Source organism: Streptomyces chlorus (assembly GCF_042655885.1).
Lineage (GTDB): Bacteria > Actinomycetota > Actinomycetes > Streptomycetales > Streptomycetaceae > Streptomyces > Streptomyces chlorus.
This window is the reverse complement of sequence record NZ_JBHSOA010000051.1, coordinates 134,191-153,538: the sequence shown is the minus strand read 5'-3', so window position 1 is coordinate 153,538 and position 19,348 is coordinate 134,191. Positions and strand designations below refer to the sequence as shown.

Below are 19,348 nucleotides of genomic sequence, written 5' to 3'. Positions count from 1 at the left end.
CTGCCCGCTGCCCTTCTCCTGGCAGCAGTCCAGCAGCCGCAGCGGCTCTACGATCCACCGCGAGGCCGCACGGTCGGCGAGGCTGATCGGCCGGCCGTGGAAGTACGCCGCCGGGTTGGTCGCCGCGTACTTCCGGACGACCACGGCCACCTGCCCGAACGCCTCAGGGGTCAGCCCGTAGACGTACGGATACCGTCTCCCCCCCTGCATCCCTCATGAGATTCCCCGACTGCCCGTCAGATCCCACCTCCTGTCAAGGCCGTCCCCCCGCAGCCGCACACGGACCGGCCGCCCCCTCCCCCCCCACTCCGATCAACAAGCACGGCCCCGCAAGGCGTGTGCCCGGCGGCACCGAAGCACCGACGCGCACACGCCTCGCACCCCACGAGGTACACCTCACACGCCGTCAGAGGGCCGCCGGCCCCCTCACCTCACCCCCACAGCGGGGTGAAGTTGATCGCCACGTTGTCGTTGCCCTGATTGACGGCCGTGAACGCGGAGCCATTGACCTGGGCGGTGTTGCTCTGGTTCGAGGCGCCGGAACCGACGGCCTGCTGCTGCGTGGTGGCCGAGTTGCCGAAGTTGTCCCCGCCGACGCCGCTGCCGACCACGCCCGCCGTGGCACTCGCAGCCGTGGCACTCGAACCGTTGTCCGCGAAAGCGCCGTTGTCCGCCTCCGCGACACCGGTGAAGAGGACTGCCGCCAGCGGAAGGGCGGAGACGGCGGCGATGACGCGGGCGGTACGGATGCTTGCCATGTTGTGTTTCCTCCAGAACCAAGGACGCACCGGCTCATGACCGCGTGTGCCCGATGTACGGCTGTCACCAGGGAAGTTGGCCGACCGCCCCGGCTGTTCTCGACGTCGCAAGATCAGGATTGCCCACCGAATCCCCGTGAACCACCCCTGAAGCCATCATTCGCACGCAAGCGTGAGGACAAGTCGATAAACCCCTACTCGCCCCCCAATCCACCCCTTCTGCCCGGCAAGAGCCCTCCACGCCAAGCGCCACAAGAGGTGAAGCGTTCCGGCACATTTCTTGCCCATCACCCGAACCCCGGCGCGTCGCCCCGACTCCCCCTTCCTTTTTTCGAACACAGGTACGAATATGGAAGTATGGCCACCACCGCCCGGCAGGCCACGACGCTGGCCCTCGCGCACGCCCTGTCAGCCGCCGAACGCGGACTGGCCGTCATCCCGCTGTCCCGGACGAAACTCCCCGCACTGCGTTCCCCACACCGCGACGAAACCGACTCCGGACCCGGCCCCACCACGCGCTGCCGCAGCGAGTGCGGCCGCTTAGGACACGGTGTCCACGACGCCTCCACCGACCCCACCCGCATCCGCGAACTGTTCACCGCCGCCCCCAGGGCCACCGGTTACGGCATCGCCTGCGGCCTGCCCCCGCACCACCTCATCGGCGTCGACCTGGACACGAAGACCAGTTCCGACCCCTCCGCCGCCCTGCGCGAACTGGCCCTGCGCCACCTGTTCACGATTCCCGCCACGGTGGTCGTCCTGACCCCCAGCGGCGGCCGTCACCTGTGGCTCAGCGGCCCACCCGACGTCGTCGTCCCCAACTCCGCGAGCCGACTCGCCCCCGGCATCGACATCCGGGGCGCCGGCGGCTACCTGGTCGGCCCCGGCTCCCGTACGGACCACGGCACGTACACCGCCGCCCCGGGTACCGCACACCTCGCCCCCGCCGCCTGCCCTCCCGCCCTCCTGCGGCTCCTGCTGCCACCGCCCCGCGCCCACCACCCCACGCCCCCGTCGACCGGCGGTCACGGGCAGGGACTCGTCCAGTTCGTCCTCGCGGCGCACGAGGGCCAGCGCAACACCCGCCTGTTCTGGGCGGCCTGCCGCGCCTACGAGGACGGCATCGGCTCCGCCCTGGTGGACCCCCTGGTAGAGGCGGCCCTCACCACGGGCCTGTCCGAACGCGAGGCCCGCGCGACGATCGCCTCTGCAGCCCGCATGACAGGCCACCACCCCTGACGACAACTCACAGCCCGCCCCACCCTCTCCTCTCTGCCCTTCCCCCCAGCCCCCCTCCGCCTGACGAAAACCGAAAGCCCCGGATGCGTCACCGCCCTAGACCGGGTCTGTACGGTCAACGGTGTAACTCCCGAGCTGGAAACGACAGTTGATGACTGACGTGATGAGTGACATCGAGGCCGGGGAGGCCGCCGTGGACGCGCTGGATGCTGTGGATGACGGTCTGCGACCAGAGACAGCCCGTGGAGACCGCGGACATCGTGGTGCCCGCCGCTCTCTGCGAGATCGTCTACGAGGTTCCGATCAGTCGTTAGCAGGGCCGGCCCTATCGGGTTTGCAGGCCGGCGCCTCAGCGTGAGTGTCACATGAGGAACCCAGCTGCCGAGAGGCGTGTGTCATCGTGCCCCTGTGAGAACTTCCATGACTGATGTACCTGAGCCGCTCACGGCGTGCTGGCTTCATTGGATCGCGGTGCCGACCGGGGATCAGTCCGGAGTCATGGACGTCCTGGGCCTGACGGATTCCGCGCCCGTCTCGTTCAGCTCCGCGCAGGAGATCATCGACGCGGACAGCCACAACGCCGCCGAGGGGCTTGCCCGGGTGTATGTAAGCCCGGAACTTGACGGGTGGACCCTGGTCATCGGCCGGTGGTGCGATCCCTGCGACAGGGAGCGTTCAGACTCCGTGCTGCGCATGTGCGAGAAACTCAGTGCCCGGTACGGGCAAGCACAGGCTTACTACTACGGCGCGCAGGGCACCGGATCCGCCTGGATGATCGCGGAGCGTGGCACTGTAACGCGCCGCTACTGCGAGACCGACGAGGGCGAGGACCATTACCTGACGCTGGGGGAGCCGCTGCCGTATGAGCGGCGCCGCCGCGAGGAACTGGGGCTGTCCCCGAGCTGGGACGCGGCGACCGAGAGCCAAGAGGACGAAGACGAATGGGCGTGGGCCACCAATGACATGGCCCCCGAGATCGCCGCCGTACTCGGCATCAGTCCGCTCGCCCTCACGGCGGAAACTCCTGTGTCCGGCACCGGTGTGCTGGCGCGGACCCCGTGCCGCAAGTTCTGACCCCAGCCTGATGTGGTGGTCGGCCTGGAGCCCTTCCGTGCCCCTTGCGTGCCCGATCGAGCGGGAAAGCACGGGGAGACACGGTGACGAGCGGGCAGCACGCAGCAGAACGGCCCCTGACCGTATGACCTGGTCAGGGGCCGTTCTCACTGCTCAGCAAGCGGAGGCGGTGGGATTTGAACCCACGGTGACATCGCTGCCACGACGGTTTTCAAGACCGTTCCCTTAGGCCGCTCGGGCACACCTCCCCACGCTCGCCGGATGATCGGCGGCGCGGGGACAAGGGTAACGGGTCGGTGGGGGCGGGGTGGGGTCAGCTGTCGCCGACGCGGGAGCCCAGGGTGAGTTCCGTGGTCTGCGCCTTGCCGCCGCGTTCGTAGGTGAGGGTGACCTTGTCGCCCGGCTTGTGGGTCCAGATCTCGCCGATCAGGGTCGGGCCGGAGTCGATGACGCGGTCGTCGAGCTTGGTGATGACGTCACCGGGCCGCAGGCCGGCCTGGTCGGCGGGACCGTTGGGATCGACCGACTCGGAGCCGCCGGCACCCTGATCGGTGATCTTCGCCCCGCCCGTGCCTTCCTCCAGGGAGACCGAAGCACCGATCTTGGCGTACACCGGTTTGCCCGTCTTGATCAGTTCCTGGGCGACGTACTTGGCCTGGTTGATCGGGATGGCGAAGCCCAGGCCGATGGAGCCGGACTGGCCGGTGCCGAAACCGCCATTGCTGGTGGACTGGATGGCGGAGTTGATGCCGATGACGTTGCCCTGGGCGTCCAGCAGCGGTCCGCCGGAGTTGCCCGGGTTGATCGAGGCGTCGGTCTGCAGGGCGCTCATGTACGAGGCCTGGCTGCCGGTGCCGTCGCTGGAGGCCACGGGACGGTTCTTCGCGCTGATGATGCCGGTCGTCACCGTGTTGGACAGGCCGAACGGGGCGCCGATGGCGATCGTCGAGTCACCGACGGCGACCTTGTCGGAATTGCCCAGCGTGAGGGGCTTCAGGTTCGAGGGGGCGTTCTTCAGCTTGATGACCGCGACGTCGTAGCCCTGGGCGTGACCGACCACCTCGGCGTCGTACTTCTTGCCGTCCGGGAAGGTCGCCGCGACCTTGCCGCCGTCCACCGCATCCGCCACCACGTGGTTGTTGGTGACGATGTGCCCCTGGGTGTCGAACACGAATCCCGTGCCGGTGCCGCCCTCGCCGCTGCTGCTCTCCGCCTCGATGGTGACGGTGCTCGGCAGCGCCATGGCGGCCACCGCCGCGACCGTGCCCGGGTCGCGCTTGACGTTGCCGCCGCTGGTGGACGACGAGATGGTCGTCGAGCCGTTGCCGTCGTCGTTGTTCTTGACCAGCGTGTAGCTGAGGCCACCGCCCAGGCCGCCGGCGACCAGTGCGGCCACCAGGACGGTGGCGACCAGGCGGCCACGCCTGCCGTCCTTCTTCGGCGCCGGCTCCTGGTAGGAGGAGCCCCATCCGGCCGCGCCACCACCGGCTCCCTCACCGGCGCCGCCACCGTCGTACGACGGGGTGCCCGGCGCCGGGGGCGGGGGCCAGGAGGCGTCGGGCGGGGAGGGGGTTCCCGCGGGGGCTCCCACCGGGGCTCCCGGCGGAGGGCCGACGGGGGGCTGGTCCTGGGCGCCATAGCCTCCCTGGCCCGCGTGGGCGGCCTGGGCGGCGTGTCCGGCCGGCTCGCCGTATCCGCCGCGGTCGCCGCCGTCGCCGTATCCCGGGTATTGCGACGAACCGTGGCCCTGTGCCGTACCGGGCGCGTTCGGCGGGACCAGGGGCAGGGGGATCGTCGGGCTGCCCCCGTCCGGAGCCGGACGCTCCGGATGTGCCTGAGCAGCGGGAGCGTCCACCGGCGTGGGCGGTACGGACGGGGCCGGGGGTACCGATGCGCCCTCGCTTGTGCCCTCGTTCTCGGTGCTCACAGCTCTCTCTCCTCGATCCACGGCTGTTGTTCCAGGTCGCACTCGGTCACGCTCATTCACGCTCGATCACGCATGTCGACGAGTCCGGCGCGCTTCAGCTGTGCATGTCTCTTTGTATGACGTCAGCTTTTACCATGGGCCGTCAGGGCACCATAAGCCGTTCCTGTGGGTGCGAGACCCTTTCTTACATAGGGCATTACTCACTAAGGGTGCACCAATCCCATGCCTCCGATCAGTCGTCCGCGCCGCCCACGTCCTCGCCACCCACGCGACCGCACAAGTACCCCCACGCGATGGCACCATGACGCGGTGACCCATGCACGTCAGCGCCCGACCCAAGTCGTCGCCCACCGCGGAGCCTCCGAGGACGCCCCCGAGCACACCCTGGCCGCGTACCGCAAGGCGATCGAAGACGGTGCGGACGCGCTCGAATGTGATGTACGCCTGACCGCGGACGGTCATCTCGTCTGCGTTCACGACCGCCGCGTCAACCGTACGTCCAACGGTCGCGGCGCGGTGTCGGCCCTGGAGCTCTCCGATCTTTCCACCCTGGACTTCGGCTCCTGGAAGACCCGTGACCCGCTCGGGGGACGGATCGAGGAGCCTGACTGGGAGTACGGGCCGGAGGACCGGGAGGCGACCTCCGTCCTCACCCTGGAGCGGCTGCTGGAGCTCGTCGCCGACGCCGACCGCCGAGTGGAGCTGGCGATCGAGACCAAGCACCCCACGCGGTGGGCAGGACAGGTGGAGGAGCGGCTGCTGCTCCTGCTGAAGAGGTTCGGCCTGGACGCACCCGGCACCCCCGAGGAGTCCCCGGTACGCGTGATGAGCTTCTCCGCGCGGTCACTGCATCGTGTGCATGCCGCCTCGCCCACCCTGCCGACGGTCCACCTCATGCAGTTCGCCTCGCCCCGCCTGCGCGACGGGCGGCTGCCGGAAGGGGTGCCGATCGCGGGCCCCTCGATCCGGATCGTCCGCAGCCACCCCGCGTACATCGAGCGCCTGAAGCGGTCCGGCCACCAGGTACACGTGTGGACCGTGAACGACCCCCAGGACGTGGACGCCTGTGTCGGTCTCGGGGTCGACGCCATCATCACCAACCGCCCCCGCGCAGTGCTCGACCAGCTCGGCCGCTGAGCGACACAGGGCGGATCGGCCGCGCCGTCCGCGCCGGACTCTTGACCACGGATCCCTTCTCGCTCCATCCTCACCTCTCGGCCACATCGACTAAATCCAGCCACTCGATTACGGGGAGTGCTCCGGCGCATTCGATACATGATCGATTGTTTCGAGTGCGTCACCGCACATGGATTGGCCGGTTTCCGGTTCAGGCCCATGGGGCATTCACACCGTGGCGTGGGGCGAAGGAGGTCTCGGGGGTGGCGTTGATGGTGGCACAGGAGGTGCCCACGTCGTCGAGCATGGCCGTACCTCATGGCCCTGCGGGCGTGGGGAAAGCGAGGCGCCGTATGCGTCTGCAGTTGCGCGACGGCGGCGTGGCGGACACGGTCATCGACGATGCCGTACTGATCCTTTCCGAACTGCTGAGCAACGCGTGTAAACACGGCAGACCCTTGGGCGACGCCCTGGCCGGGGACGGCGACGTCCGCGCGGCCTGGCGGGTGGATCCCTGCGGACGGCTGGTCGTGGAGGTCACGGACGGCGGAGGCCCTACCCGGCCGGCACCGGCGACTCCCTCGGTCACCGCGCACGGCGGCCGGGGGCTGAACATCATCACGGCACTGGCCGACGACTGGGGCGTACGCGACGAGGTACCGGGCGAGGTCACGGTGTGGGTCGTCGTCCATGACGACGTGCACGACCCGGACGCCGGACACCGGCGCGACGACTTCGCCGCGCGGGTGACAGCCCCCACGGTGTCCGAGATGTCCGGCCTGGAGTTCGCGGACGCCTTCGACCGCCTCGACTGACGACGCACGCGCGCGGCGATCCCACGACCACTCCGCGCGGTCGTCCACCGTCAGCCACTGTCGGCCGCCTCGCAGTCGCCTCGCACGGACCCGGTCCCGTACGGCTCGCGCGTTGTCCATAGTCGGCATGTTGTCCACAGGGTCCCGTCAGCCGCGTCGTGAACGACTAGGCTCCCGCCCGTACGAGACGAGCCGTAACCGGGAGACACCCACGATGGCCAAGAAGCGCCCTCAGACCAAGGCCAAGCGCCCGCAGCTTACGGACGGAGCCCGCGCCGCAGGCGCTGATGGAAACTTTCCGGTCGTCGGCGCCCGCGAGCCCTGCCCCTGCGGCAGCGGCCGCCGCTACAAGGCCTGCCACGGCCGTGCCGCCGCGCACGCCGTGACCGAACTGGTGCACCGCCCGTTCGAAGCGCTGCCGGGCGAGTGCGACTGGGTGGCGCTGCGCGAACTGGTGCCGGCGGCCACCGTCGAGCTGCCCCTCAAGGACGGCCTGCCCGACGGCGTCCCGTCAGTCACCCTGGCCACCGTGCTGCCGATGGCCTGGCCCGCGCTGCGCCGTGACGACGGCTCGGTCCTCCTCGGCCTGCAGAACGACACGTCATCCGGCGACATCAGCCGCGACCTCGCCGACACCCTCCGGCGCGCGCTCATCGCCGATCCGGGCACCCCGGTGCAGGCCCGCCGCGCTCCGGCCGACGGGCCCCGGCTGCAGGATCTCCTCGACCCCGAGGGCGCGTTCGAGCCGGTGGTGCACAGCGGCTTCGAGTTCTGGGTCCCCGACCCGGAGAATGCCACCCCGGACGTGGCTGCCTCCCTGGAGCGGGCCAACGCGGCGGCCATCCCGACCGTCAAGCTCTCGAGCGTGGACTCCGCGTACTGGTGCGAGACACCCGAGAAGAACCATCTGCGGTGGGTCATGCCGCACCCCGAGGAGCAGCTTCTGGACGCCTTGGCACGACTGCACGCGGCGGGCCGCTCCTCCCTCGGTGAGGGGACCCGTCTCGTGGGCTCCTTCCGCGCTCACGGACTCACCGTCCCGGTCTGGGACCTGCCCAGCGGAGTCGGCGCCGAGGACGTGGAGAAGCCGGCGGCCGAGTTCGCCGAGCGCCTCGCCGCAGCCCTGGCCACCGACGCCCCGCTCACCGCCGACGAGCGCCGCGCGCGCGGGGGTCTGACCAATCGTCAGGTCACCCTCAGCTGAGGCCCGGGCACGCTCCCCGGTCGTGCTGACTACCCGGTCGGTACGACCGTCCGGCCCACATGACTGGCTTCATCCACAACGCCCGGTGGCGACAAGCCAATCGGTGACCGGAAAAGCTGAGATCGAATTTGCTAACAGCCGATCTCTTGTTACCGTTCCAGTAGCCCGGTTGCTGGTGCATCCCCCGTCGCCAGCAACCGGGTCTTTGCGTGACCACTCTTCTTCACAGAACGCGGGCGCATGTCAACCGCGTTCCCTCGGTCGACTGCTCCCGGAACGCAGCACGACAGCGGCCCGCGTCCGGCCCGGTTCCCGAACTCCGCTTCTGCGTAACCGGCGTGCAGTACCGCTCGAAGCCGCCCCACTGAGGCTCAGGTGGAGGCCGTGGAAACGGCGAAGCCGCCAGATGCCGCACGGCGACAGGAAGTGCCTGACGCCGCGCGGGTCGGCAGCCGCTACATCTCGGGCGCGCTCACACCCGCGCGGGTGAGGGCCTCGACCACGGCGTCCACCACTGCCTCGACATCGGGCACCCAGGGCGAGGCCGAGCCGGGCAGCGGCGCGCGCTCCCAGCGGACATCGCCCAGGCCGGTGGTGGACGGGGGCAGGGCGAGGTAGCCGCCCTCACCGTGAAAGCGGAGGGATCCGGGGACGAAGTCCTTGGCGTACAGCAGCTCGCCCAGCTGCTCCAGGGAGTACGGCTTGACCAGGATCGACCAGCGGTCCGCCGAGGCGACGACCGGGCCGAGCCGCATGCCGAGCCGGTCGAGGGCGCCCAGGGCCCGGGCAGCCGGCACGGCGGGCAGGGAGACAGCGCAGGGCGCCCTGCCCCCAGTGGCCAGGATGACGGGCGCCGTGGGCCGGTTGCCCCACCACCAGCGCACCATGCGCGCGTCGGTGGTGGCGGCGAGGAGCCCGGGGTCGAAGGGATGGGCGCCCGGCACTGTGCATTCGGGGTCCGGGCAGCCGCAGCGGGACCCGCCCTGCGGGTCCGTCGCCACACCCGGGAGTAGCGGCCACTGCCAGTCCGAGGCGAAGGTCAGGGCCGCTTCGATCAGCTGGGGCCCACTGTCGCCTCGCCGGGACAGGAGCCTGCGTCGCCTTCCGAGGATCTCGCGCATGAGCGCTCGTTCCTTTCCGTTGCACGCCTGGCAACACCGTGGTCCACATCACAACATGAGTCGATCACTGAACTGTGCGTACCTACTGTGCGTACCTGCTGGCGCATCACACCCCCGCACCGGGCAAGGGGAGCCCCTATGGGCCGAGCAAGGACTGCCTCCGCGGCCGTACCACCCATACTGCGCGTCGATCTGAAGCACGGGGGTGGCGTGGGGGTGGCGAAGTCTGGCGTTTACCGTCGCACGTGTTTCTCTCCGCCTCCGCCACGGGAGGATGGGGCACGGTCGTCGGTGGTTAAGACGCCCGGGTCCGTCGCCAGGTTCCCGGGTGATTCCCAACCACCCCTGGCTTTCTCCGAGTACGTACCCATCACGACCGCTGTGACGCTCCGTCGAGCGAGCCCAGTCGACCGCAATCAGCCTCCCCCTGAGGCAGTTTCAAGCCAAGTTTCATTTTCGACAAGAGGGTGGGAGCGAGTTCCCTTCGGACTCCCTCCGAACCCACGGACACCAGGAATCCCAGTAGGACAATGCTGGACATCTCCTCACGAGAACGTGTACATGTGGAGACACTGCCGGCGGCGCAGGATGACATGGGGGTTTGCGATGCTTTTGAGCAGTTCGTACCGGCAGGAAAGCCGGACGCCATGAACGCCCCGCACCCTCCGAAAGTGGCTGGAATCGATTCAACGGTTCCGGTCCCCGCACACACTGTCGCGTCCGTTGCTACGGGTACCTCCCCGGCCGCCCCGGCAAACCCCCAGAACGCACCGGGCGCGCTTCTTCAGGACCGACTCGCGGGATGGGTCTCCGACCTCACGACCCTCCATGAGCTGACCGAACGCCTGGCCCGCACGAGCTCCCTCGACGAGGCACTCCAGGAACTGCTGCGCGCCGGCGCCGGCCTGGTGGGCGCCCGGCGCGGTCTCGTCGTCCTGGAACCCGCCGACGGTCGCGGCCCCGACACCATGATCGGTCTTGGCCTGGCCCACGCCGATCTCGGCCACATCGAGACGATCCCGCGCAGCGCGGTACCGTACGGCAGGATCCTCGACGGACTGCCCGGCACCGACGACGGCATCGCCGTACCCGACCTGCTCGCCGAGAAAGGGCTCGACCCCCGGCACCGTGAGGTCGCCGCCCGCCTCGGCTATGCCGCGAGCTACACGCTGCCCCTCACCCCCGAGGCCGCGGCCGACACGGGCACCACGCAGGCAACGGAGGCGGCACGGCGCCTGGGCGCCGCGGTATGGCTCTACGACGAACCCGCCGAACCGTCGGAACGCCGGCGACACCTCATCGGCCTCTACGCCCGGTACGCCGCCGAGCATCTCGCCCGCCTCCTGGAACTCGAGCGCACGCGTACGTCCATGGCCACCATGTCCGAGGAGCTCCTCCCCTCACGCCTGCCCCGGATCCCCGGCGTCCAGCTCGCCGCCCGGCACCGTACCTCCCCGTACGGCGGCGGCGACTGGTACGACGCGCTGCCGCTTCCGGACGCCGCTCTCGGTCTCGCCGTGGGGTCCGTCACCGGGGCCGGGCCGAGCGCGGTCGCCGCGATGGGGCGGCTGCGAGCGTCCCTGCGCGCGTACGCCGTGATGGAGGGAGAGGACCCGGTCGCCGTCCTGTCCGACCTGGAGTTGCTGCTGAGGCTCACCGAACCGGCCCGGTCGGCCACCGCGCTGTTCGGCTACTGCGAACCCACGCTGCGCAGGATCACACTGGCCGGCGCCGGGCACAGTCCGCCGCTGCTGCTCGGCGAGCGCCGCACGGAGTTCGTGGAGACATCGGTCTCAGCCCCCCTGGGCATGCTCGCCTGCTGGGAGGCGCCGAGCGTGGAAGTCCACGCGGAACCGGGAGAGACGGTTCTGCTCTACACCGACGGGCTGCTGCACCGTACCGGCGATCCCACCGACCGCGCCTTCGCGCGGCTGCACGCGGCTGCCGCCGGGGTGCCCCGGACACTGCGGCGCGACCCTGGCGCGATCGCCGACCACATCCTGCGCACCGTGCTGCCCGAGGGTACGGGGACGAGGGACTCCACGGAGGACGTCGTCCTGCTGGCCGCGCGGTTCGAGTAGCCGTCCCGGGCGGGGCGGGAGGAGACGGTGCCGGACAGGCAGGAAGGTACCGGTTCGCCGTACTGGTTCGCGGCATCGGTTCGCGGCTGGCCCGGTGCCCGATCCTGTGCGGTGCGGTGCCCGATCCCGTGCCTGTGCGGTGCCTGTGCCTGTGCATGCGCATGTGCCTGTGCCTGTGCTCGCTCCCGCTCTCGTCACCCTCCACGCACCTTCGGTAACGGGCCCTTCCCCTCAGTGACCGTTTCGTCGGTAACCGTACGATGGAGGAGGTCCCCCGGCCCGGACGAAACCGACACCCTGGGGGAGGTCCAGAGCCTTACCGAGGAGGATGACCGCTGTGGCAGAAGAGCTCCCGACCGCGTTCGACGAGGCCGCCGGTAGGCCAGGCCCGGAAGGTCCGGAAGCCGCGGCGGGCCCGGAGGCCAGCGAGGAAGAGCCCGTCAAGCAGCGCAAGAACGGCCTCTACCCCGGCGTGTCCGACGAGCTGGCCGAGAACATGAAGAGCGGCTGGGCCGACACCGAGCTGCGCGGCCTTGAGCCGATCCCCCAGGCGGCGGAGACCGCCGCCCGCCGCGCCGCGCTGTCCGCGCGCTTCCCGGGTGAGCGTCTGATCGTCCCCGCGGGCAACCTGAAGACGCGGTCCAACGACACCGAGTACGCCTTCCGCGCGTCGGTCGAGTACACCTACCTCACCGGCAACCAGACCGAGGACGGCGTCCTCGTCCTGGAGCCGACGGCCAACGGCCACCAGGAGACGATCTACCTCCTGCCGCGCTCGAACCGCGAGAACGGCGAGTTCTGGCTGGACGGCCAGGGCGAGCTGTGGGTCGGCCGCCGCCACTCCCTCACCGAGGCCGAGAAGCGGTACGGCATCCCCGCCGCCGACGTGCGCGAGCTGGCCGGTGCCCTGCGCGAGGCCACCGGCCCGGTGCGCGTCGTGCGGGGGCACGACACCGGCATCGAGACGGCGCTGACCGACAAGGTCACCGCCGAGCACGACGAGGAGCTGCGCGTCTTCCTCTCCGAGGCACGGCTGGTCAAGGACGCCTTCGAGATCGGCGAGCTGCAGAAGGCCGTCGACTCCACCGCGCGCGGCTTCGAGGACGTCGTGAAGGTCCTCGACAAGGCCGAGGCCACCAGCGAGCGCTACATCGAGGGCACGTTCTTCCTGCGCGCACGGGTCGAGGGCAACGACGTCGGCTACGGCTCCATCTGCGCCGCCGGCCCGCACGCCACCACCCTGCACTGGGTGCGCAACGACGGCCCGGTCCGCTCCGGCGACCTCCTGCTGCTCGACGCCGGTGTCGAGACGCACACGTACTACACGGCGGATGTCACCCGTACGCTGCCGATCGACGGCACGTACAGCACGCTGCAGAAGAAGATCTACGACGCCGTGTACGACGCCCAGGAGGCCGGTATCGCGGCGGTGAAGCCCGGCGCCAAGTTCCGGGACTTCCACGACGCCGCCCAGCGGGTCCTGGCCGAGCGGCTCGTCGAGTGGGGTCTGGTCGAGGGCCCGGTGGAGCGAGTGCTGGAGCTGGGTCTGCAGCGCCGCTGGACACTGCACGGCACCGGCCACATGCTCGGCCTGGACGTCCACGACTGCGCACTCGCCCGTACCGAGACGTACGTCGACGGCACCCTGGAGCCGGGCATGGTGCTCACGGTCGAACCGGGCCTGTACTTCCAGGCCGACGACCTGACCGTCCCCGAGGAGTACCGGGGCATCGGCGTCCGCATCGAGGACGACATCCTGGTGACCGAGGACGGCAACCGGAACCTCTCCGCCGCGCTGCCCAGGCGGTCGGACGAGGTCGAGGCATGGATGGCGGCCCTCAAGGGCTGACCGCCGAACGAGGGGCCGATGGACCCGCTCGATGGGCTGATGCGCGTACTGCGGCCGGGCACCCCGCGCGGGGTGCCTGGCCGCAGTGTGATCAGGTGCACCGTGATCGGGCTCGGTGCGATCAGGTGTGCTTCCGCGCGCCCGCGGATTCCCGATCCTGTGGTGAGGTCACACCGCCATCAGCGGCGCGCCCTTCCGCCATTTGAGGATCTTGTCGAAGCTCACCACGGCGCCGCCCCGATCGGGCTTGTTGCCGATGTGGACGTGGTCGGCGAGCTCCTGGATGAGACAGAGGCCGCGGCCGTGTTCCGCGTCGTACGGCGCGGGGTGGGCCGGCGGGTGGGCGCGGCCGCCGGCCACGGCGGGAAAGCCGGGGCCCACGTCGGCGACCTCGATACGGCACTTCTCGCCCTCGAGATAGGCGGTCACCCGATACGCCTCCGAGAACCCTCCCCGGGCGGCGCCCCCGCCGTGCTCGACGGCGTTCGCACAGGCTTCGGTGAGGGCGACGGAGAGGTCGTAGGAGATATCGGGGTCGACGCCCGCGGTCTCCATCGCGCCGAGAAGAAGGCGACGCGCGAGCGGCACACTCGCAGCATCACGGCGCAGATGGAGTGACCACCAGATGCTCATGCTCCAGCCTCCCGGCCGCGGCTCGACATACCGTTACCTATTGCCCTGCGTACACGCTTGTAAGCGTCCCGCTGACGTGATAACCCCCATATGGCGGGTGCGCCGTGGAGCCGACCGGTGTATGTAGGGCACCTCACCACATAAGTGATCTTCCGGCCGTAGCTCTCCTTGCGGACCTGCCGTACGGCGGCCGGAGGCCCAGTGCGATGATGAGGCCGCCATGACTGCCCCCCATCCGCACACGATGCGCTCCGGACGCGGGCTCCGGATGCTGCGGGCCGCGGTGTTCGCCGCGGTCTGCGTCGTGCTGGCCGGGGCAGGCCACACACTCGCCTCCCACGCCGCCCTTCCGCTGTGGACGCTCGGCATCGGATTCTTCGGGACCTTCGTGACCGCGGTACCGCTCGCCGGACGTGCGCGGTCCCTTCCGGGCATCGCCACTCTGCTGGCGGTCTGCCAGACGGTGCTGCACACCACGTTCGGCATCGGCCAGCACGGCGCCGCGACCACCGCGAACGCATCGTCGTCCGAGTCCGTGTCCGCAGCCATGTCCGACGCCTCGCTGATCGAGCAGGCGGCCCGGCTGCTGTGCGGTGCGGGCACGGCTGCCATCAGCCCCGCACAGGCGCAGCGCATCCTCACCGACGCCCGGATCCACCCGGACACCGCCGATAAGGGGAGCATGGCCGGCGGCATCCACGGAGGGCATGCCCAGGACGGCGTCCTGACCCTCGCCACGGACCCCTCGGCCGCGGCCTCGTCGATGCCGCTGCTGCCGTCCCTGCCGATGCTGCTCATGCACGTCCTCGTGGCACTCGCCACCGGCTGGCTGCTGCGCCGCGGCGACCTGGCTCTGCTGCGGCTCACCGAACTGTCCGCGCACGGCGTCGCAGAGGGCGCCCTCGTACGGTCTCTTCGCGCGGCACTCGCACTGGTGCTCGCCCTGCGCGCGGGTCTCCCGGGGGCTCCGCAGGTGGCCCCGCGCCGGTTGCGCACCGTACCGGCGGTGCCGTCCACGCCCCGTACCACCGCACTCCAGCACACGGTGATCCGCCGGGGTCCGCCCCCGGCCGGTACCGCACTCGCCCTCGCCGCCTGACGCGCCCGGGCCGCCACTCCGCCACCGCCGGATCTCCGGCCGGGAGAGGGGCGCCCGCGTGCGGCACGGCACGCGCGTGTGCGCCCGCTTTCCCGCGTACTTCCCTCGTACTTCTGGCTCGCTCCGCTCGTACTTTCCTCGTACGACGAGCCGTCTGTGGCCCGGTCGCCGCCGACGGGCGGAGACGTACGCACCGTACGCAAATCCCTGACCGTCAGCGAAAACCAACTGAAGCGGAGTGCTTCTGCCATGAAGGCTTCTCGTATCGCCGCCGTCGGCGCCGTCGCCGGTGTCGCCGTCCTCACCCTGTCCGCCCCCGCCTTCGCGCACGTCAGCGTGCAGCCCGAGGGCGAGGCGGCCAAGGGCGGTTACGCGGTCGTGAACTTCAAGGTCCCCAACGAGCGCGACAACGCGTCGACGACCAAGCTCGAGGTGACCTTCCCGACCGACCACCCGCTGGCCTCCGTGATGCCACAGCCGGTCGACGGCTGGGACGTCAAGGTCACCAAGTCCAAGCTGGACAAGCCGCTGGAGATGCACGGCAAGAAGATCGACGAGGCCGTCACCAAGGTCACCTGGACCGCCGACGGCGACGGCATCGAACCCGGCTTCTTCCAGAAGTTCCCGGTGTCCGTCGGCACACTGCCCGAGGACGCCGACGAACTGGTCTTCAAGGCGCTGCAGACGTACTCCAACAAGGAGGTCGTCCGCTGGATCGAGGTGCCGAAGGAGGACCAGGAGGAGCCCGACTTCCCGGCCCCCGTGCTCGCCCTGGCCGAGGCCTCCGCCGACGGTCACGCGCACGGTACGTCGGACGGCGAGGCCGAGGACGCCAAGTCCGACGAGAACACCGAGGACGCCTCCGCGGAGACCACCGCGGCGGCCGACTCCGAGGACGCGGGTGGCACGGACACCACCGCCCGGGTCCTGGGCATCGTCGGCATCGTGGTCGGCGCCGCGGGTGTCGCCTACGGCGTACTCGCCGGGCGTCGGCGCGCCGACGCCTGAGCCCTCCCTCTGTTCAACGGCGCGCACCGGGGCCGCCCACGGCCCCGTGGAGCCCCGGTGCGCGCCGGAGCACCTACATTCTGGACACCATCATGCGCAAGAAGACTTCCGTGGCAGCGGCCCTGCTCGCCGCCGCCACCCTGACCCTCTCCGCCTGCGGCAGCGGCGACGGCGGCAAGCCCGTCGCCGTGGTCTCCGAGGAGGCCGGCGCGGAGAAGGCCGCCACGGTCCTCGACAAGCCGTTCGAGAAGCCGGACCTCGTCCTCACCGACACGCAGGGCAAGGAGTACGACTTCCGCGCGGAGACCGCCGGCAAGCCCACGCTGGTCTACTTCGGCTACACACATTGCCCCGACGTCTGCCCGCTGACCATGAACAACCTCGCGGTGGCCAAGAAGCAGCTGTCCCAGGACCAGCAGGACGAGCTGCGGGTCGTGTTCGTCACCACCGACCCCGGGCGGGACACTTCCGCCGCGCTCGGCAAGTGGCTCAAGGGCATCGACTCCCAGGTCGTCGGCCTGACCGGCGACTTCGACACGATCCAGGCCGGCGCCCGCACCCTCGGCATCTCGATCAACGCGCCGCGCAAGGACGACAAGGGCCAGGTCGTCTCCGACCACGGCACCCAGGTCATCGCCTTCTCCCCGAAGACCGACGGCGGCTACCTCCTCTACGGCGAGGACGCCACCGTCGAGGACTACACCGCGGACCTCCCCAAGATCATCAAGGGTGAGAACCCGTGAGACGGCTTGCGGGAAAGCCTCATGCGGTGAGGCGGTCCGAGGCGAGGCCTCTCGCGGGGAAGCGGCTCACCGGGAAGCGGCCCCTTGGGAGGCCGCACGCCTTCGCGACGGTGGCCGTCGCCGGGGTGCTGACCCTCGCCGGCTGCGGTGGCTCGGACTCGGACAGCTCGGGCTCGGACGGCGAGGCGGACCTGTCCGTCGGCTCCGCGTACATGCCGCAGCCGGTCTCGGACATGGCGGCCGGATTTCTCGTCATCAGCAACAAGGGCGGCGCGGCCGACCAGCTGACCTCGGTCAGCAGTGACGCCGCCGACCGCGTCACCGTGCACGAGACCGTCGACGGGGCCATGCAGGAGGCCGACGCGCTCGACATCCCGGCCCACGGCAGCCTCGTGCTCGAGAGTGGAGGCAATCATCTGATGTTCGAGCAGCTGACACGGCGGCCGAAGCAGGGTCAGAAGGTCTCCGTCGAGCTGCGCTTCACCCATTCCGACCCCGTCACGGTCGAGATTCCGGTGAAGCCTGCCACCTACACCCCGAAGCACGGACACTGAGGGAGAAACCCCTGTGACCCAGACCATCGCCCCCCGCGTCCGGACACTGGTGCTGCTGTTCCTGGCCGTCACCGGCGCGCTCCTCGCCGGGGCCGCTCCCGCCTCCGCGCACGCCGCGCTGACCGGCAGCGATCCCCGGCAGGGGACGGTGGTCGACAAGGCCCCCGCCCAGGTCTCGCTCACCTTCTCCGAACCGGTCGCGGTGAGCGACGACGCCCTGCGTGTCCTCGATCCCAAGGGCGAGCGGGTCGACAAGGGCGACCCGGCCGACGCGAGCGGCACCACGTACACCGTGCAGCTGTTCGGCGGGCTGCCCGACGGCACCTACACCGTCACCTACCAGGTGGTGTCCGCGGACAGCCATCCCGTCGCCGGCGCCTTCACCTTCTCCGTCGGGGCCCCCTCGGAGACCTCCGTCGAAGCCTCCGTCCAGGCCTCCGACGACGGACTGGTCGGCTCGCTGTACGGCACCGGACGGTACCTGTCGTACGCCGGGTTCGTGGTCATGGTCGGCGGGGCCGCCTTCGTACTCGCCTGCTGGCGGCGCGGCTCCGGGGTACGGGCGGTGCAGCGGCTGGTCGTCTCCGGGTGGCTCACGCTCACCGCGGCCACCCTCGCACTGCTGCTCCTGCGCGGTTCATACACGAGCTCCGGGAAGGTCGGCGACATCTTCGACCTGACGCTGCTCAGCGAGGTGCTGCAGACCAAGACCGGCGCGGCGCTCGTGTCACGGCTGCTGCTGCTCGCCGCGGCGGCGCTGTTCATCGCGGTGCTCTTCGGCGCCGCCCAGTACCAGCGGAACGACGAGGAGAAGCGGGACCTGTCCTTCGGGCTCGCCATCGGAGGGACGGTCGTGGCGGCCGGGCTCGCCGCGAGCTGGGCCATGTCCGAGCACGCCTCCCAGGGACTCCAGCCGGGCATCGCGATGCCGGTCGACGTCGTCCACCTGCTGGCCGTCGCCGCCTGGCTCGGCGGGCTCACCGCCCTGCTCGTCGCGCTCTACCGCGCACCCGCCGACACCGCGGTCGACACGGCCGCCGTCCAGCGGTTCTCGCGGCTCGCGTTCGGCAGTGTGGTCGCGCTGGTCGTCACCGGGATCTACCAGAGCTGGCGGCAGCTCGGCTCCTGGTCGGCGTTCACCGACACCCGGTACGGGCAGTTGCTGCTCGTCAAGATCGGGCTCGTGGTGGTCATGGTCGGGATCGCGTACGCCTCCCGGAGGTGGACGGCCCGACTGGCGGAGCCCGGTGCGCCGGTGACGCTCCGGGAGGAGCAGGAGGAAACCGTGGCGGCGGTGTCGGCCGCCAGGGATGGGGCAGGACAGGAAGGTACCGGGGCCACCGGTACCGGGAAGGCCAAGGCCGGTACGGAGAAGGCCTCGGCCGCCTCCGCAGCCTCGGCCGACACCGACACCGACACCGACACCGACACCGACACCGAACGGAAGAAGCCCGCGGCCGACACGGGGCCTGCCGAGGTCCGGTCGGAGAAGTCGGGGGCCGGGGCGAAGGCCGGCGGGGACTCCGCGCGCGCCGCGCAGCTCGCCCGGCAGCGGGCCGCCGTGGCGACCGCCCGGCAGAAGCGACTGCGGGACTCCGACCCGAACCGCTTCGGACTGCGTCGCTCCGTGCTCGCCGAGGCCGGTATCGCCGTCGTCCTGCTCGCGCTCACCACCGTGCTGACACAGACCGAACCAGGGCGTACGGAGCAGGAGGCCGAGACGGCCGCCTCGTCGTCCTCGGCCCCGTCGTCGCCCTCGTCCTCGTCCGCCCAGGGGACCGGTGCGGTGACCCTGAACATGCCGTTCGACACCGGCGGCAAGAACAGCAAGGGCGTCGTCACCATCGACCTGGACCCCGCGCGCGTGGGTGGCAACGACCTGCACGTCTATGCGGAGCGGACCGACGGCAAGGCCTTCGACGTCCCCGAGATCACGGTCGCCCTCACCCTCTCCGCGAAGGACATCGGGCCGCTGCCCGTCGTCCCCGACCGCCTCGCCACCGGACACTGGTCGGCGAGCGGAGTGCAGATCCCCATGGCGGGCGACTGGACCGTCGAGGTGACCGTGCGGACCTCCGACATCGATCAGGTGACCGTCTCGAAGAACGCACAGATCGGCTGAACCAC

Annotated in this window: 16 protein-coding genes, 1 tRNA gene and 1 pseudogene; 12 read left to right on the top strand and 6 right to left on the bottom strand. The window is 70.4% G+C overall.

Annotated elements, in window-relative coordinates; translation table 11 throughout:
- Window positions 1-198, bottom strand: a pseudogene (locus ACFPZI_RS23330) (lipid-transfer protein); the annotation flags it as partial.
- Between the two features lie 233 nt (window positions 199-431).
- Window positions 432-758 carry a hypothetical protein gene (locus tag ACFPZI_RS23325; RefSeq protein ID WP_381366180.1) on the bottom strand — a complete coding sequence of 109 codons (327 nt, stop codon included), beginning with the start codon at window positions 756-758 and terminating at the stop codon, window positions 432-434.
- Between the two features lie 357 nt (window positions 759-1,115).
- On the opposite strand from ACFPZI_RS23325, the gene ACFPZI_RS23320 reads away from it, so the two are divergent.
- On the top strand, window positions 1,116-1,997 hold the full coding sequence (locus tag ACFPZI_RS23320; RefSeq protein WP_381366177.1) for a bifunctional DNA primase/polymerase: 882 nt from the start codon (window positions 1,116-1,118) through the stop codon (window positions 1,995-1,997).
- 498 nt (window positions 1,998-2,495) lie between these two features.
- Window positions 2,496-3,071 (top strand): hypothetical protein, encoded by a 576-nt coding sequence (locus ACFPZI_RS23310; RefSeq protein WP_381366174.1) that lies wholly within the window; start codon window positions 2,496-2,498, stop codon window positions 3,069-3,071.
- Between the two features lie 161 nt (window positions 3,072-3,232).
- Here ACFPZI_RS23310 and ACFPZI_RS23305 read toward each other — a convergent pair.
- Window positions 3,233-3,319 (bottom strand) — tRNA-Ser (locus ACFPZI_RS23305).
- Between the two features lie 65 nt (window positions 3,320-3,384).
- Entirely contained in the window at window positions 3,385-4,998 is a 1,614-nt protein-coding gene (locus tag ACFPZI_RS23300; protein ID WP_381366171.1) for a S1C family serine protease, read from the bottom strand.
- 309 nt (window positions 4,999-5,307) lie between these two features.
- Here ACFPZI_RS23300 and ACFPZI_RS23295 point away from each other — a divergent pair, with 309 nt between their 5' ends.
- The 3 genes from ACFPZI_RS23295 to ACFPZI_RS23285 all read left to right on the top strand — a co-directional run bounded on the left by ACFPZI_RS23295 (window position 5,308) and on the right by ACFPZI_RS23285 (window position 8,133).
- Window positions 5,308-6,135 carry a glycerophosphodiester phosphodiesterase gene (locus tag ACFPZI_RS23295; RefSeq protein WP_381366168.1) on the top strand — a complete coding sequence of 276 codons (828 nt, stop codon included), beginning with the start codon at window positions 5,308-5,310 and terminating at the stop codon, window positions 6,133-6,135.
- 242 nt (window positions 6,136-6,377) lie between these two features.
- A complete protein-coding gene (locus tag ACFPZI_RS23290; RefSeq protein WP_381366165.1) occupies window positions 6,378-6,929 on the top strand; it encodes an ATP-binding protein in 552 nt (183 codons plus the stop codon).
- A 214-nt stretch (window positions 6,930-7,143) separates the two neighbouring features.
- Window positions 7,144-8,133, top strand: a complete 990-nt coding sequence (locus tag ACFPZI_RS23285; RefSeq protein WP_381366162.1) for a DUF5926 family protein — start codon at window positions 7,144-7,146, stop codon at window positions 8,131-8,133.
- A gap of 455 nt (window positions 8,134-8,588) precedes the next feature.
- Here the strand turns inward: ACFPZI_RS23285 and ACFPZI_RS23280 are convergent, their stop codons facing one another.
- Window positions 8,589-9,254, bottom strand: coding sequence for a bifunctional DNA primase/polymerase (locus tag ACFPZI_RS23280; protein WP_381366160.1), 666 nt, complete (start codon window positions 9,252-9,254; stop codon window positions 8,589-8,591).
- A gap of 530 nt (window positions 9,255-9,784) precedes the next feature.
- Here ACFPZI_RS23280 and ACFPZI_RS23275 point away from each other — a divergent pair.
- Both ACFPZI_RS23275 and ACFPZI_RS23270 read left to right on the top strand, forming a co-directional pair.
- Window positions 9,785-11,335: a PP2C family protein-serine/threonine phosphatase gene (locus ACFPZI_RS23275; RefSeq protein WP_381366157.1), complete on the top strand. Its 1,551-nt coding sequence runs from the start codon at window positions 9,785-9,787 to the stop codon at window positions 11,333-11,335.
- 337 nt (window positions 11,336-11,672) lie between these two features.
- On the top strand, window positions 11,673-13,184 hold the full coding sequence (locus tag ACFPZI_RS23270) for an aminopeptidase P family protein (RefSeq protein WP_381366154.1): 1,512 nt from the start codon (window positions 11,673-11,675) through the stop codon (window positions 13,182-13,184).
- A gap of 168 nt (window positions 13,185-13,352) precedes the next feature.
- Here ACFPZI_RS23270 and ACFPZI_RS23265 read toward each other — a convergent pair whose 3' ends face one another.
- Window positions 13,353-13,817, bottom strand: a complete 465-nt coding sequence (locus ACFPZI_RS23265) for an ATP-binding protein (protein WP_381366151.1) — start codon at window positions 13,815-13,817, stop codon at window positions 13,353-13,355.
- 220 nt (window positions 13,818-14,037) lie between these two features.
- Between ACFPZI_RS23265 and ACFPZI_RS23260 the strand changes: the two genes are divergently transcribed.
- The 5 genes from ACFPZI_RS23260 to ACFPZI_RS23240 all read left to right on the top strand — a co-directional run bounded on the left by ACFPZI_RS23260 (window position 14,038) and on the right by ACFPZI_RS23240 (window position 19,343).
- Entirely contained in the window at window positions 14,038-14,916 is an 879-nt protein-coding gene (locus ACFPZI_RS23260) for a hypothetical protein (RefSeq protein ID WP_381366148.1), read from the top strand.
- A 249-nt stretch (window positions 14,917-15,165) separates the two neighbouring features.
- Entirely contained in the window at window positions 15,166-15,924 is a 759-nt protein-coding gene (locus tag ACFPZI_RS23255) for a YcnI family copper-binding membrane protein (RefSeq protein WP_381366145.1), read from the top strand.
- Between the two features lie 92 nt (window positions 15,925-16,016).
- On the top strand, window positions 16,017-16,667 hold the full coding sequence (locus ACFPZI_RS23250; RefSeq protein WP_381366142.1) for an SCO family protein: 651 nt from the start codon (window positions 16,017-16,019) through the stop codon (window positions 16,665-16,667).
- Window positions 16,668-16,777: 110 nt separating this feature from the next.
- On the top strand, window positions 16,778-17,221 hold the full coding sequence (locus ACFPZI_RS23245) for a copper chaperone PCu(A)C (protein ID WP_381366401.1): 444 nt from the start codon (window positions 16,778-16,780) through the stop codon (window positions 17,219-17,221).
- Window positions 17,222-17,234: 13 nt separating this feature from the next.
- Window positions 17,235-19,343: a copper resistance CopC/CopD family protein gene (locus ACFPZI_RS23240; RefSeq protein WP_381366139.1), complete on the top strand. Its 2,109-nt coding sequence runs from the start codon at window positions 17,235-17,237 to the stop codon at window positions 19,341-19,343.
- The last annotated feature ends 5 nt before the right edge of the window (window positions 19,344-19,348 follow it).

Bases quoted from the DNA above. Each gene is read 5' to 3' on its own strand.
- ACFPZI_RS23285 (WP_381366162.1), top strand. From the start codon at position 7,144: ATGGCCAAGAAGCGCCCTCAGACCAAGGCCAAGCGCCCGCAGCTTACG.
- ACFPZI_RS23250 (WP_381366142.1), top strand. From the start codon at position 16,017: ATGCGCAAGAAGACTTCCGTGGCAGCGGCCCTGCTCGCCGCCGCCACC.
- ACFPZI_RS23265 (WP_381366151.1), bottom strand. From the start codon at position 13,817: ATGAGCATCTGGTGGTCACTCCATCTGCGCCGTGATGCTGCGAGTGTG.
- ACFPZI_RS23280 (WP_381366160.1), bottom strand. From the start codon at position 9,254: ATGCGCGAGATCCTCGGAAGGCGACGCAGGCTCCTGTCCCGGCGAGGC.
- ACFPZI_RS23310 (WP_381366174.1), top strand. From the start codon at position 2,496: ATGGACGTCCTGGGCCTGACGGATTCCGCGCCCGTCTCGTTCAGCTCC.
- ACFPZI_RS23325 (WP_381366180.1), bottom strand. From the start codon at position 758: ATGGCAAGCATCCGTACCGCCCGCGTCATCGCCGCCGTCTCCGCCCTT.
- ACFPZI_RS23320 (WP_381366177.1), top strand. From the start codon at position 1,116: ATGGCCACCACCGCCCGGCAGGCCACGACGCTGGCCCTCGCGCACGCC.
- ACFPZI_RS23275 (WP_381366157.1), top strand. From the start codon at position 9,785: ATGCTGGACATCTCCTCACGAGAACGTGTACATGTGGAGACACTGCCG.
- ACFPZI_RS23255 (WP_381366145.1), top strand. From the start codon at position 15,166: ATGAAGGCTTCTCGTATCGCCGCCGTCGGCGCCGTCGCCGGTGTCGCC.
- ACFPZI_RS23260 (WP_381366148.1), top strand. From the start codon at position 14,038: ATGACTGCCCCCCATCCGCACACGATGCGCTCCGGACGCGGGCTCCGG.